The sequence below is a fragment of the Streptomyces oceani genome (genome assembly GCF_001751245.1).
Lineage (GTDB): Bacteria > Actinomycetota > Actinomycetes > Streptomycetales > Streptomycetaceae > Streptomyces > Streptomyces oceani.
On sequence record NZ_LJGU01000152.1, the window covers coordinates 24,983 to 38,217 of the forward strand.

Genomic DNA, 13,235 nt, shown 5'->3' on the forward strand with positions numbered 1-13,235 from the left:
CATGAGCAACCCGTTCGACGACGAGGACGGCACCTTCCACGTGCTGGTCAACCACGAGGGCCAGCACAGCCTGTGGCCGGTCTTCGCGGAGGTGCCGGCCGGCTGGACGACCGTGCTCGCCAACACCGACCGGGCGAGCGCGCTGGCCTACATCGAGCAGAACTGGACGGACCTGCGCCCAGCCAGCCTGATCAACGCCGGGCACTGACCCGCGACATCGAGCGGCGGCCCGAGCTGGTCCAGGCCGCGGGTGAGCAGCCCACGAACCACATCCGGAACACCGCGGAAGTCCCGCGGAAGCGCACCACGGACCGACCGCGGCGCGCCAGTCACCAACCGAAGGAAGCCAGACATGCCTGTCACCATCGACGACGCCACCGAGGCCAAGGTCCGCGAGATCCTCGTGGAGTCCCTGGAGCTGGAGGACGAGGAGCTGACCCGGACGGGCCGGTTCATCGAGGACTACGACGCGGACTCGCTGGGCGCCATCGAGGTGCTCTCCGCGCTGGAGAAGACCTTCGGCGTGACCATCGAGCAGGACGAACTCAGCAACATGGTCAACCTCGAGGCCGTCCTGGAGGTCCTGTCCCGGGCCGAGGCCCGATGAGCGCCCAGCGTGTGGTGCTGACCGGCATCGGCGTCCTGACCAGCATCGGGAACGGCGTCGACGAGTTCACCACGGCGCTCCGCGAGGGGCGCTGTGGCGCCGGCCCCATCACGCTGTTCGACCCGACCGACTTCCGGCAGCAGATCGCCTGCGAGGTCACCGACTTCGAGCCGGAGCGCTGGGTGCGGCACACGCCGCTGGAGGAACTGGGCCGGGCCAGCCAGTTCTCCATCGCCGCCGCCCGGATGGCGATGGCGGACGCCGGCCTGGAACCCGCCCAGCTGCGGGACCGTCCGGGCCTGGTCACCGTCGGCACCACCGACGGCGAGGCCCGGGAGCTGGACCAGCTCGTCGAGTCCGAGATCGCGGACGGTCCCGAGCGGCTGGACCCCACCGCCGTACGCCGGCTGCCCGCGCACCGGCTGGCGCTGTCGGTCGTACGCGAGCTGGGCCTGGCGCGCGCGGTGCCCTCCGTACTGGGCACCGCCTGCGCGGCGGGCAACTACGCGATCGGCGACGGGCTGGACGCCGTCAGCTCGGGCGAGGTCGACTACGCGCTGGTGGGCGGTTCGGACGCGCTGGCCCGTCGCACCTTCGCCGGCTTCTCCCGACTCGGGCTGGTCGCCTCGGACCGGTGCCGGCCGTTCGACGCCGAACGGGAGGGCCTGCTCACCGCGGAGGGAGCGGGCGTACTGCTGTTGGAGACGCTGGACTCGGCGCTCGCCCGGGGCGCCACCATCCACGCGGAACTCCTCGGCTACGGCCTGAACTGCGACGCGCACCACCCCACGGCACCGGACCAGGAGAGCGTCACCCGGTGTATGGCGCTCGCCCTGGCGGACGCCGGGGTCAAGCCGGCGGACGTGGACCTGGTGTCGGCGCACGGTACCGGCACCCGGACGAACGACATCACCGAGAGCCGCGCCATCCGCGCGCTGTTCGAGGACGGGCCGCCGCCGACGGTGGCCCTGAAGTCGATGCTCGGGCACTCCATGGGCGCGGCCAGCGCGCTGGGGGCCGCGGCCTCCGCCATCGCGCTGTCCCGCGGCTTCATCCCGCCCACCGTCAACCACCGTACGACCGACCCGGAATGCGGCATCGACTGCGTGCCCAACGAAGCCGTCGAGGCGCCGCTGCGGGTGGTCATGAACAACGGCCTGGCCTTCGGGGGCAACAACGCCTCCGTCGTACTCGGCCGGTACGAGGAGGCAAGCCGATGAGTACCGCCCCAGCCGCTCAGCGGGCGCGGGGACCGGTCATCACCGCCTGGTCCGCCGTGTCGCCGTACGGCATCGGCCGCGCCGCGTTCACCGGCGGCGTCCGGGCCGGCGAGCGCACCGACGCCCCGGTGGACCCGGAGACCTGGCGGAGCCCGGACGAACGGGCCTGCCTGGTGCCGGACTTCGACGTACGCGCGGTGCTGGGCAAGTCCGGCACCCGCGGCATGGACCGGGTGACGGGGCTGGCCATCACGACGGTCCGGGAGCTGTTCGCGGAGGCGGAGGCCGCGCGGTGTCCGGTGCCGGCCGGTGAGGGCACCGCGCTGGTGTTGGGCACGACGCTCGGCAGCGCGCAGTCCCAGCACGACTTCGTGCGCGCGTCGTACGAGGGGGAGAAGCCGTACGACGTGCCGACCCGCCAGATGCCGTACACGCTGATGAACTGCCCGGCGGCGGCCACCGCCATCCGGTTCGACCTGAAGGGGCCGAACTCCACGGTGGCCGGCGGGCGGATGTCCGGGATCCTGGCGTTGGGTTACGCGCGCCGGCTGCTCGCGACGGGACGCACCGAACGTGCCCTCGTGGGCGCGGTGGAGGAGTACTCCCGCAGCCGTGCCTGGATCGACCGGCACAGCCGGCGCACGGCCGAGGGCCAGCCGGACCCCCGGCTCGGCGAGGGCTGCGCGGTGCTGCTGCTGGAGCCGGCCACCGGGGAACCGGACGCCGATGTGCCGGACGCCAGCGCGGATCCGGCCCGTACGCCACTCGCCGAACTGCTCGCCATCGACATCCGGGCGGACGTGCGCGGCGACCCGACGAGCACCCTGCGGGAGAGCGTCAGCCAGGCGCTCGGAGACGCCGAGGTGTCGCCCGAGCAGGTGTGGGCGGCCACGTCCGGGGAACTGCCCGGGCCGCTCGGGGCGGACGAACGCCGGCTGCTCGCCGAACTCTTCGGCGAGCCGGCTACCGCGCGCGGGCGCGGGCACGAACTGCTGGGGGACACCGCCGCCGTCTCCGGGGTCTTCCAGCTCACCACGCTGCTCGCCCGGGCGGCGGAGGACACGGAGGCCGCGGACCGGTTCGCGGTGCTCACCTCCGTGGACGAGGACGGCATGATCGCCAGCGCCGTGCTACGGCTGCTGGCCCAGGACGGGGGGAGTTAACCAGTGAGCACACCGGAGAACGGCGGCGTCGCGCTCGTCAGCGGCGGCTCCCGGGGCATCGGGCGGGCCGCGGCGCTGCGGCTCGCCCGGGACGGGTATCGGATCAGCTTCTGCTACCGCTCCGACGCGGACGCCGCCGAGCAGCTGCGCAAGGAGCTGTCCGAGGTCGGCGTGGACAGCCTCGCGGAGCGGGTCGACGTCAGCGACGCCGAGGCCGTACGCGACTGGGTGGCCCGTACGGAGAGGGAACTCGGCCCCATCGCGGTGGCCGTCACCAGCGCGGGCGTCACCCGGGACAAGCCGCTGCTGATGATGTCCGACGAGGACTGGCACCAGGTCGTCGACACGAACCTGGACGGCGTCGCGCACGTCTGCCGGGCCGTGCTGTTCCAGATGGTCAAGCGGAAGGCCGGCTCGATCATCACCCTCTCCTCGGTCTCCGGCGTGTACGGCAATCCGGGGCAGGGCAACTACTCCGCCTCCAAGGGCGGCATCATCGCGCTCACCCGTGCCCTGGCCAAGGAGGCGGGACGGTACGGCGTCCGGGCGAACGCTGTCGCGCCCGGCATGATCGAGACCGCGATGACCGACGCGCTCGGCGACACCCAGCGGGAACGCTCGGTCAAGGCGATCCCGCTCGGGCGCTTCGGCCGGGCCGAGGAGGTCGCCGAGACGGTGTCCTTCCTGGCCTCCGAGCGGGCCTCGTACGTCACCGGCTCCGTGCTGCAGGTGGACGGCGGCATCGTCCTGTGACCGGCGACCAGCCGCCCGCCCGACGACATGGCGGTGCGGCGGACAGCCGCAGTCCCTCCCACCCGCGTACCGAGTCCGACAAGGAGTTCAGACCTTGAATACCTCAGCCACCACCGCATCCGCCAACCACACGCCGCTCGTGGACACCGCGCTGTTCCCCGAGGGGGGCGACGGCGAAGTACGGGCCGCGCACCGACTGTACGAGCACCTCGTCGGCATCTGGGCGCCCGGAGTCGTCGAAGCCGCCCAGGACCTGGGCGCGTTCGCCGCGCTCACCGAGGGCCCGGCCACCGCCGCGCAGCTCTCCGAGCGGCTGGGCACCGACCTGCGCGCCACCCGGGTGCTGCTGGACGGCCTGCACGCGTACGACGTCCTGGGCCGGGCCCGGGGCGAGGACGGGCAGCCGGTCTACAGCCTCCCGCCGGAGATGCACGGGGTGTTCGCGCCCGGGGGCCTCTACAGCCTCGCCGGCAAGATCACGCACGACCGCAACGTCGCCTGGGACGCCTGGCGCAACCTGGCCGAGAACGTGCGCTCCGGCGCGCGCACCTCGGGCGGCGCGCAGCAGCTCAACCAGATATCCGAGGAGGACTACACCGCGCTGGTCCGCGGCATCAACTTCTGGGCGCCACCCATCACCCAGGTGCTCGCCGAGGGCCTGCGCGCGCACGGCTGGACCTCCGGAGCCGACCGCCGCATGATCGACGTCGGCTGTGGCACGGGCATCTACAGCCAGCTGCTGCTGAACGAGTTCCCCGAACTCCGCGCGCGCGGCCTCGACGTGGAGCGGATCGTCCCGATCGCCCAGGAGCAGGCGAAACGGTTGGGCGTCGCGGACCGCTTCCGTACGGAGATCTGCGACTTCTGGAACGACGACTGGGGCAACGACAGCAGCCTGGCGCTGTTCGTCAACATCTTCCACCTGCAGACCCCGGAGTCCGCGCACGAGTTGCTGCTCAAGACCTCCAAGAGCCTGGCGGAGGACGGTGTGATCGCGATCGCCGACCACATCGTCGACGAGGACGAGGACGGTTCGACGCAGAACAAGTTCTCCCGGCTGTTCGCCGCGTCCATGCTCGCCACCGGCGGCGGTGACGCGTTCACCGTGCAGGACTACGACCAGTGGCTGGCGGACGCGGGACTGCGCCGGATCGCCCTGCTGGACGCTCCCATGCACCGCGTGCTGCTGGCCGGCCACGCCTGAGCCGGCGGCCTTGACGCGGTGGGAGCGGGCGGCGGCGTCAACGCGGTGGGAGCAGCCGCTGGTGCCGCCGCTGGCCACGGGCGAGTGCCAGGTCTGGTGGGCCGACGCGGGCGTGTCCGGCGTTGGTGCCACTGGCGCTAATGGCCCGGCCGTCGAACTGCTGGACGCGCGCGAGCGTGCGCGCTGGCAGCGGCTGCGTACCCCGGCCAGCCGTGCGCTGTACCTCACGGCACACGCGCTGGCCCGGCTGGTGCTGGGCGCGCAACTCCGCCTGTCGCCAGCCGAGCTGGCCTTCCGTACGGACTGCGCGCGCTGCGGGGACCCGCGGCACGGCAAGCCCCGGCTGGCCGGAGCCGCGGAACCCGCGGAACCGGCCGGGGCCGAGGAACCGGCCGGGGCCGAGGAACCGGAGCGCCCGGAGCGCGCCCTCGACTGGGAGTTCTCGCTCTCCCACACGCCGCACCGGGTCGCGGTGGCGGTGGCGCGTCGGTCCCCGTTGGGAGTGGACGTGGAACGGGTCCGTGAGCGGGCCCCGGCGACCGTCGCCAGGACGCTCACCCCGGCCGAGCACGCCGCCCTCACCGCCCGCCCGGCACACCTGAGGGCGGGCGACTTCACCCGTTACTGGGCGCGCAAGGAGGCCGTGTTGAAGGCCACCGGGGACGGCCTGGCGGTGTCGCCGGACCGGCTCGCAGTCAGCGCCCCGGACGCCCCGGCCGCGCTGCTGCACTGGTCCGGTCCCCGCTCCCCCAGGCGCGCCGTGCGTCTGGTCGACCTCGCTCCCGGTACGGGCTACCGGGCCTGCCTCGGCGTGCTGGGACCGCTCGGCGGGGAACCGGTCGCCCCGCCCCGAGTGACGGAGCACGACGCCGAGGCGCTGCTGCGTTCGGGCCTGCCGGCATGAGCCGGCCGAGCACCGCCCGGGACGGGCCGCCGCCGGCCGCGGCTCCGGCTGCCGCGGCCACGCCGTCAGCCCCACAGCGCGTAGTTCCCCGCGAGCATCAGGACGATCAGCGCCGCGAACCCGGTCAGGGCGTAGTGCAGTCGCGAGGCCCAGCCCCACCAGCGGCCGAAGTAGGCCAGCACCGCGCAGCACAGCATCGCCGCGGTGGCCACCCCGGAGGCGGCCAGCAGCGTCGGCACGGCGGTCAGCAGCGGCGAGTCGCCCAGGAACACCGTCTGGTTCATCACGTTCGAGTCCGCGACAAGCATCGCGAAGCAGACCGCGACCCCGCCCAGCAGCAGGCTGTTGACCCAGGCCAGCAGCCGGGCCGCGCGCGGCCCGGCGCGGGTGTCCCGGGAGCGCCGCACCAGCGCGATGATCGGCCAGCAGAGCATGGTCAGCGAGATCAGGCTGAGCCCGCCGATGAGCAACTGCATGTGCAGCGCCGGCGACTCGTACCAGGAGACCTCGTTGTAGGCGACCGTGGGATCGGTGCTCACCGTGAGTTGACCGTCCCGGAAGGCGATCCGGGTGGCGCCTTCGACCTCCTGGAAGACGCCCGGCTCCACCTGCCGCCACTTCTGCTCGGTCACCTCCGGGTCGGCGCTGAGCGGGCCACTGGTGGTCAGGACGCCGTCGTCACCAGCCGAGACCTCGATCGAGCCGGTCAGCGCGGAGGCGCGGGTGAAGTCGGACTGACTGGTGCGGTTGGCGCGGTAACTGCCCTCGTACTGGCCGATGTCCTGCTGGACGGTCGGCTTCGACGTGCCCTCCGCCTTGCCGCCGTAGACGTGCTCGGCCGCCAACCGCACGACCTCGTCGGCGGCCAGGGCGGCCTTGCCGGTGTCGCCGTCGCCGTTGTAGCTGACGTACAGGCCGAGGTCCTTGTCCGGGAAGAGCGCCATGTTGGTGTGGAAGCCGGGTATGTCGCCGTCCTTGACCAGGTAGCGCTGCCCGTCGTGCAGCCGCTCCTCCAGGATGTACGCGATTCCGGGAAGCCGCTTGTCGTTGCCGTAGTGCCGCTTCCGCAGGAGTTCCGCGGACTTCTCGCTGAGCACTCGCTCGTTCGCCAACCGGCCGTCGTTCAGCAGCCCGCGAACCAGCCTGCCCATGTCGGCGGCGGTGGAGAGGGCGCCGGCGCCGGTCGGGGTCCACGCGCCGTACTGTCCCTTCGCGGTCTCCTGGCCGCCGTCCGCCGGCCGGTGGCCGCGCGCCCGGGTGTCCCGCAGCTTCTTCGGGTGCGGCTGCTCGAAGGTCGTACGGGACATGCCGAGCGGCTGGAGTATCCGCTGCTCGACGTACTCCGCGAAGGGTTGCCCGGAGACCTGCTCGACGACGTAGCCGGCGAGCGCCACGCCGTAGTTGTCGTAGCTCGCGGCCTCGCCGGGCGGACGCACCCGCTCCGGCTGGTTCTCCTCCAGGCTCTCGCCCAACTCCCCGGTGTCCCGCGGGTCGTCGCTGGCCGTGCCGACCATGCTGAAGTCGAAGCCGGCGGTGTGGGTGAGCAGGTTGAAGGGCGTGACCGGCCGGTCCGGGTAGGTGTCCTCGATCTGGAAGCTCTTCAGGTACTCGTTGACGTCCGTACGCAGGTCGAGCTTGCCGTCCTCGACCAGTTGCAGCACCGCGACCGCGGTGAAGGCCTTGGCGACCGATCCCATGAAGAAGCCCGTACGCTCCGGGTCCACACGTTGCTCGGGCTGCCGCGTGTCCGGCGTGCCGTAGCCCCGCGCCATCAGCTGCTCGTCGCCGGACACCACGGACACGGCGGCGCCCGGGATGTCGTACTCCTTCAGCTGTCGCTTCACGAGCTTGTCCAGCTTCGCGCCCAACTCGTCCGGGTCCGCGGCGGCGTTCGGCCCCCGCTGCGGCGACGCCTGGGGTGCGGGCGTCGCGAGGGCGGGGGTCACCCCGCCCAGCAGCGCCAGGACGATACCGAGGACCAGGGTCATCGGGGCAAGGACCCGTCGGGCTGTCATCTGTTGGCTCCTTCGGCCGCACGCTGGGATATCCGAAGATCTGATGACAGCAAGTCAACTATGCGCGGACCGTACGTGCCATGGTCTTTGGTGGTCTCAGGAGGGTACTTAACTGCACCCTGGGAGACGCCACGGAGGTCCAATGAGATTCGTCGCTCCGATCCGGAGACTGGGATACACACAGCGGCACGCGGCCGCCTGATGAGGGGAACACGGGATGAGCATCGTCAGCACCGATCAGCGCAGCGGACCGGAGGGCGGCCGGAAGGCCGACCTGCGGCCCGCCAACGCCTTCCGCGCGATGGGCCGTACGCTGGCGCTCCTCGCACTGGCACCGGTCGAGGTACTCCTCTTCGGGCTCCTGGTGACCGCCATCTCGCTGCTGAGCATCGGCCTCGGCGTCTTCCTGGTGCCGGCGGTCGTGATCGCCGTACGCGGACTGTTGAACATCCAGCGCCGCTGCGCCCGGAACTGGTCCGGCGTCGAGATCGGCGACCCGTACCTCCCCGCCCGGGAGACCGACACCGGCGGGAAGGGCTGGCTACAGCGCACCATGGGCCTGCTGAGCGACCCGGCCACCTGGCGTGACCTGCTGTGGATGCTGGTGAACCCGGTGGTGGGCGTGGTGCTGCTGGTGCTGCCGCTGTCCGTCTTCGCCTACGGCCTCTTCGGCGTCAGCATGCCCTTCCTGTGGGAGCCGATCGTGGACGCGGGCGGCAACGACTGGTACGTCCTGGTGCACGTCACCAACAGCGGCACCGCGCTCACCGCCGCCGTCCTCGGCGCCCCCTTCATGCTGCTGGGCTACCTGATGGGTCCGGCCCTGCTGCGGGTGCACGCGCGGTTCGCGCACGGTCTGCTCGGCCCCACCGAGATGGCGCGCAAGGTGCACCACCTCACCGCCACCCGTAGTGACGCCGTGAACACCAGCGCCGCCGAACTGCGCCGGATCGAGCGGGACCTGCACGACGGCGCGCAGGCCCGGCTGGTCGCGATGGGCATGAACCTGGGCGTCGCCGAGCGGCTGCTCAGCAAGGACCCGGAGGCCGCTCGTACGATCCTGGCCGATACCCGTACCGCCTCCGCGAAGGCACTGAACGAGCTGCGCGACCTGGTCCGCGGCATCCACCCGCCGGTGCTGGCCGACCGCGGCCTGGCGGACGCCGTACGCGCCCTCGGGATGGACAGCCCGCTCCAGGTGGAGGTGAACGCGGAGCTGCCGGGCCGGCCGGAGGCGCCCGTGGAGTCCGCGATGTACTTCGCCGTGTCCGAGTCGCTGACGAACGCCGCCAAGCACGGTTCCGCCCGCAGCGTCACGGTGGACCTCTGGTACGCCGAGGGCATGCTGCGCGCCCAGGTGATGGACGACGGCGCCGGCGGCGCGAACCCGGCGAACGGCACCGGGCTGCGCGGCATGGAGCGGCGGCTTGCTACCTTCGACGGCGTCCTGGCCCTCACCAGCCCGGTCGGCGGTCCGACCACACTCACCATGGAGCTGCCGTGCGCGCTGTCCTCGCCGAAGACCAGTTTCTCCTGAGGGACGGCCTGATCCGGATGCTGCAGGCGTACGACTTCGAGATCGCCGCGGCGGTGGACAACGGTCCGGACCTGCTCCGCGCCCTCGTCGACGAGCGGCCCGACGTGGCGGTAGTGGACGTACGCCTCCCTCCGACGTTCACCGACGAGGGTCTGCAGGCCGCCCTGCGGGCCCGCCGGGAGCTGTCCGGGCTGCCGGTGCTGGTGCTGTCGCAGTACGTCGAGCAGTTGTACGCCAAGGAGCTGCTGGCCGACGGGAACGGCGGCATCGGCTACCTGCTCAAGGACCGGGTGTTCGACCCGGACGAGTTCGTCGAGGCCGTGCACCGGGTCGCGCGGGGTGGCACCGCGATGGACCCGGAGGTGGTCGCGCGGCTGTTCAGCGGCAGCAGTACGGCTCGGGAGAGCAGCCTGAGCCGGCTGACCGCCCGGGAGTTGGAGGTGCTGGAGGTGATGGCCGAGGGCCGATCCAACGCCGCGATCGCGGAACGGTTGGTGATCACCGAGCGGGCGGTCATCAAGCACACCTCGAACATCTTCACCAAGCTCGACCTGCCCACCTCGGACGACGACAACCGCCGGGTGCGGGCCGTGCTGACGTATCTCAAGGACTCCGTGGGCGCGGCGGAGTAACGCTCGCCCGGGGGCACCGCGCCAGCGCGCGCAGGCGCGAGTGCCCGGGACGCCGGGCGGTCAGTCGTGCCGCGGCGACGCCGACCTGAGGTCCAGCACCTTGCCGGTCCTCGCGTCGACGTCGTACGCCCGCACGTGGTCGTCCTTGATCGTCGTCACGTCGACCGTCCAGACGACCCTGTGGTCACGACGTCGCAGTTCGATGGCCGTCACCTTGCCGAAGTCCGGCTCCGTCACCTCACGGGCGGCCTCCTCCGGCAGGATCTTCGCCCGCTCCCGCGGGGACGCGCCCGCGCCGTCCCGCTCGAGGGTCTCGGTGCCGTGGACGCGGACGCGTGAGGCGTCGACACGTACCAGGTGCCGCGTACCGTCCTCCGCCAGCACCTCGGCGTGCCAGACGGGCTCGCCGTCCTGGTCCTCACCCAGGCCGAGGCTGACCAGGTGGCTGTTCGGGACCTCGGCCAGCGACTGGCGGATCGCCGTCGAGTAGGGCACCTCCACCATGGGGAGGACCTCCTCGTGCTCCTCCGTCTCGTCGCGGCAGCCCGAGAGGGTGAGGATGGACACCGACAGCACGCCGACCAGGCCGGCGCGCAGCAGACGTCGCCGCCGGACCGTTCTCTTCAGACCCATGCCGCGATGCGTACCCGAGCACCCGGACGGGTTCCCGTCCCGAGTGCGGTGCCACCCGTACGGCGTGGACGGGTGACAGGTGTCGGCCCCGGTGCCGGGACGCCCGAGTGGGGTCCGGTACCGGGGCCGGGGGGAGCGGCGGCCCGTGTGGGTGCTCCTGACTACTGACCCGGCTCGGGGATCCGCTGCCAGAGCCGCGAGTTGTCGGACGGGGCGCCGACGGGCTGCGCCTGGTGGCTCTGGAGGCACCGGTAGTCCACGCCGTCGTAGCTGACCACGTCGCCGGCCTCGTACACCGTGGAGGCCGCCCAACCGCCCTCCTCGGCATCGGGGTTCGTCGGGGCACGTTCGCCCGCGGAGGTGGTGGCGAGGGAGACCTGGTAGGTGTCCAGTGCCTCGTTCACCGGCTGGAAGTACGTCGTACCGCCGTCGGTGCAGTTCCCCGACCCGCCGGAGGTCATGCCCTGCGCCTGGTCCCCGGAGACGAAGGAGCCGCCGGAGTCACCCGGCTCGGCGCAGACGTCCGTACGGGTCACCCCGGTGACCGTGCCCTGTGGATAGCGGACGCTGGTGTCGAGCTGCTCGACGGAACCGCAGTGCCAGCCGGTGGTGGAACCGGAGCGGCAGACGGACGCGCCGACCATCGCCTCGGTGGAGCCGGCGATCGCCTGGTCCTTGGTGTCGTAGCCGTTCACGGTGGCGGAGGCGGTCCAGTCGCTGTTCGCCCCCACGTACGAGTGGTCGTCGCCCGGGAAGTTGGAGCCGCGGAAGGTGCCCAGCGACTTCCCGTCGGGGTCGGTCACCGTGTCACCGGTGTCACCGCAGTGCCCGGCGCTCACGAAGCCGGACATCCGCCCCTTGGTCACCGGGAAGCCGATGGAGCAGCGCGACTCGCCGCCCACGACGTACGGATCGCCCCCGCGCAGCTCGGCGAAGGTGCGTGGCTCCACTGCGGACTTCCGCACCGTGACGTGCGCGGTCCGTACGCCCGCCGACTCGGCGAAGCGCTCCGCCTCCGCGGGCTTCGAGCTGAGCAGCACCAGCTTGTTGCTGCGTACGTCCACGTACCAGACCGGCGTGGCGGCCGGGGCGTGCCGCTTGGCCGCGGCGTCCAGGGCCTCCTTCGCGGCGGTCAGCTCGGCGAGGCTGTGCTCGACCACCTCGGCCCGGGCACCACGGGCGGTGATCGCCTCGGCGTCCGCGCGGTCCGTGGTGGCGACCGTGAGCCCGGCCTTCTCCCCCAGTCGTGCCCGCTCCTGCCCCTGTGCCGGCTGCCCGGCGCGCAGCCAGGCGCCGGCGAAGTCCCCGCCCAGCTGGGCGCGCAGCCGGCCAGCCGTCGCCCCGGCCGTACGCTCCTGGACCAGCCGTTGCCGCGCCTGCTCGGCGTTCAGCCCGAAGTCCCGCTGCATCGCCCGAAGCTGGCCCGAGGAGATCTTTGGGGCGTACGAACTGGCGGCGGGCTCCGTGACGTTCGGCGCCGAGCTGTCCGTCGTCGCGCGGTCCGTCGCCGAGGTGTCCGCCACCGGGGCGACCCCGGTGGCAGCGACGGCGGTGCCCGGCAGCGCGGCGCCCAGGGCGAGCGCGCCGGCCGTCGCGAGGGCCGAGCACACGGCCATGACGCGTCTGTGGAGCATGTGCGTCTCCTGTTTCTGTGGGGGTGGCGAAACCGTATCCACCGCCCGCGGCGCACCGACGGCGATCGGGGCGCGCGCTGCCTCCGTACGCGTCAACGTGAGTCGAACGGCGGACCCGGAGCCGCACGTCCGGAGCAACGCACCCGGCGCCCCGCGGTGGCGCTACCGCGCTGACACCCGGTGGCTCCGCCGACGGCTGGTACGGAGGCGGAAACCTGGACACTCGGCACGCTGAGGTGTATTCACCACACATCAGGTGGAAGGACACCCCCGGACGCTCCGAATCCACGGCAACCGCCACCGACCTTGGAGACACACCATGGCTGAGACACCCGGCACCCGCCACGAGGGACTGATCGTGGTCGGCGCCGACGGCTCCGACCACGCCCGCCGGGCGCTGCGCTTCGGTATGGAGGAGGCGCGCCTGCGCGGACTCCCGGTGCGGGCCGTGTGCGCGTACGAGTACACGCCCGACCGGTACGCCGCCTACGGCTGGCTCACCGCCCCCGACCCGGACGGCGCGCTGTACCGGCAGGTCTACGACAACGCGCTGCACGACGTCACCGAGACCGTGCGGGAGGTCCTGGCGGAGCTGGGCAATCCGGATGTGCGGGTCGAGCCGGTCGCCGAGCCGGGCCGCCCGGCGAAGGTCCTGCTGGAGGCCAGCCGGGACGCCACCATGCTGGTGGTCGGCTCCCGCGGCTCCGGCATGTGGGGGCGGCTGACGCTGGGCTCGACCAGCACCGAGGTGGTGCACAACGCACACCTGCCGGTGGTGGTGCTGCCGCCCAGGGACCCGGAGGGGGACGCGGACGGGAGCGAGCACGAGCGGACCGCCCTGACCGGGGGACGCGGCACGGCGTGAACCGGTCGCTCGGTCCTCCGGGCCGTACGCTCCGGGCGGACCCGGGCCGTACGTACGAGCCGGCCCGC

13 protein-coding genes are annotated in these 13,235 nt (G+C 72.5%); 10 read left to right on the forward strand and 3 right to left on the reverse strand.

The genetic code is table 11. The features are described from left to right. Position 1: 1 nt before the first annotated feature. From AN216_RS23780 to AN216_RS23810, 7 genes are all read left to right on the forward strand, one after another. Positions 2-208, forward strand: coding sequence for an MbtH family protein (locus AN216_RS23780; RefSeq protein ID WP_070198769.1), 207 nt, complete (start codon positions 2-4; stop codon positions 206-208). 144 nt (positions 209-352) lie between these two features. Then, the gene (locus AN216_RS23785; protein WP_070198770.1) at positions 353-607 is read left to right on the forward strand and encodes an acyl carrier protein; all 255 of its coding nucleotides are present in this window, start codon (positions 353-355) and stop codon (positions 605-607) included. Continuing rightward, entirely contained in the window at positions 604-1,827 is a 1,224-nt protein-coding gene (locus AN216_RS23790) for a beta-ketoacyl-[acyl-carrier-protein] synthase family protein (protein WP_070198771.1), read from the forward strand. The genes AN216_RS23785 and AN216_RS23790 overlap by 4 nt, the downstream gene beginning before the upstream one ends. Then, a complete protein-coding gene (locus AN216_RS23795; RefSeq protein WP_070198772.1) occupies positions 1,824-2,990 on the forward strand; it encodes a beta-ketoacyl synthase N-terminal-like domain-containing protein in 1,167 nt (388 codons plus the stop codon). The genes AN216_RS23790 and AN216_RS23795 overlap by 4 nt, the downstream gene beginning before the upstream one ends. Positions 2,991-2,993: 3 nt before the next feature. Beyond that, the gene (gene fabG, locus AN216_RS23800) at positions 2,994-3,743 is read left to right on the forward strand and encodes a 3-oxoacyl-[acyl-carrier-protein] reductase (protein WP_070198773.1); all 750 of its coding nucleotides are present in this window, start codon (positions 2,994-2,996) and stop codon (positions 3,741-3,743) included. Positions 3,744-3,837: 94 nt separating this feature from the next. After that, positions 3,838-4,947, forward strand: a complete 1,110-nt coding sequence (locus AN216_RS23805) for a class I SAM-dependent methyltransferase (protein WP_070198774.1) — start codon at positions 3,838-3,840, stop codon at positions 4,945-4,947. 61 nt (positions 4,948-5,008) lie between these two features. Then, positions 5,009-5,851, forward strand: coding sequence for a 4'-phosphopantetheinyl transferase family protein (locus tag AN216_RS23810; RefSeq protein WP_079166924.1), 843 nt, complete (start codon positions 5,009-5,011; stop codon positions 5,849-5,851). A gap of 65 nt (positions 5,852-5,916) precedes the next feature. On the opposite strand, the gene AN216_RS23815 is transcribed toward AN216_RS23810, so the two are convergent. Further along, the gene (locus AN216_RS23815) at positions 5,917-7,866 is read right to left on the reverse strand and encodes a serine hydrolase domain-containing protein (RefSeq protein ID WP_079166925.1); all 1,950 of its coding nucleotides are present in this window, start codon (positions 7,864-7,866) and stop codon (positions 5,917-5,919) included. A gap of 217 nt (positions 7,867-8,083) precedes the next feature. Here AN216_RS23815 and AN216_RS23820 point away from each other — a divergent pair, with 217 nt between their 5' ends. Together AN216_RS23820 and AN216_RS23825 are read left to right on the forward strand one after the other, a co-directional pair. Beyond that, the gene (locus AN216_RS23820) at positions 8,084-9,403 is read left to right on the forward strand and encodes a sensor histidine kinase (protein ID WP_079166926.1); all 1,320 of its coding nucleotides are present in this window, start codon (positions 8,084-8,086) and stop codon (positions 9,401-9,403) included. Then, positions 9,367-10,035 (forward strand): LuxR C-terminal-related transcriptional regulator, encoded by a 669-nt coding sequence (locus tag AN216_RS23825; protein ID WP_070198776.1) that lies wholly within the window; start codon positions 9,367-9,369, stop codon positions 10,033-10,035. The genes AN216_RS23820 and AN216_RS23825 overlap by 37 nt, the downstream gene beginning before the upstream one ends. 60 nt (positions 10,036-10,095) lie before the next feature. On the opposite strand, the gene AN216_RS23830 is transcribed toward AN216_RS23825, so the two are convergent. Beyond that, on the reverse strand, positions 10,096-10,668 hold the full coding sequence (locus AN216_RS23830) for a PepSY domain-containing protein (protein WP_070198777.1): 573 nt from the start codon (positions 10,666-10,668) through the stop codon (positions 10,096-10,098). Positions 10,669-10,829: 161 nt separating this feature from the next. Next, on the reverse strand, positions 10,830-12,302 hold the full coding sequence (locus tag AN216_RS23835; RefSeq protein WP_070198778.1) for an alpha-lytic protease prodomain-containing protein: 1,473 nt from the start codon (positions 12,300-12,302) through the stop codon (positions 10,830-10,832). 319 nt (positions 12,303-12,621) lie between these two features. Between AN216_RS23835 and AN216_RS23840 the strand changes: the two genes are divergently transcribed. After that, entirely contained in the window at positions 12,622-13,167 is a 546-nt protein-coding gene (locus tag AN216_RS23840) for a universal stress protein (RefSeq protein ID WP_070198779.1), read from the forward strand. The last annotated feature ends 68 nt before the right edge of the window (positions 13,168-13,235 follow it).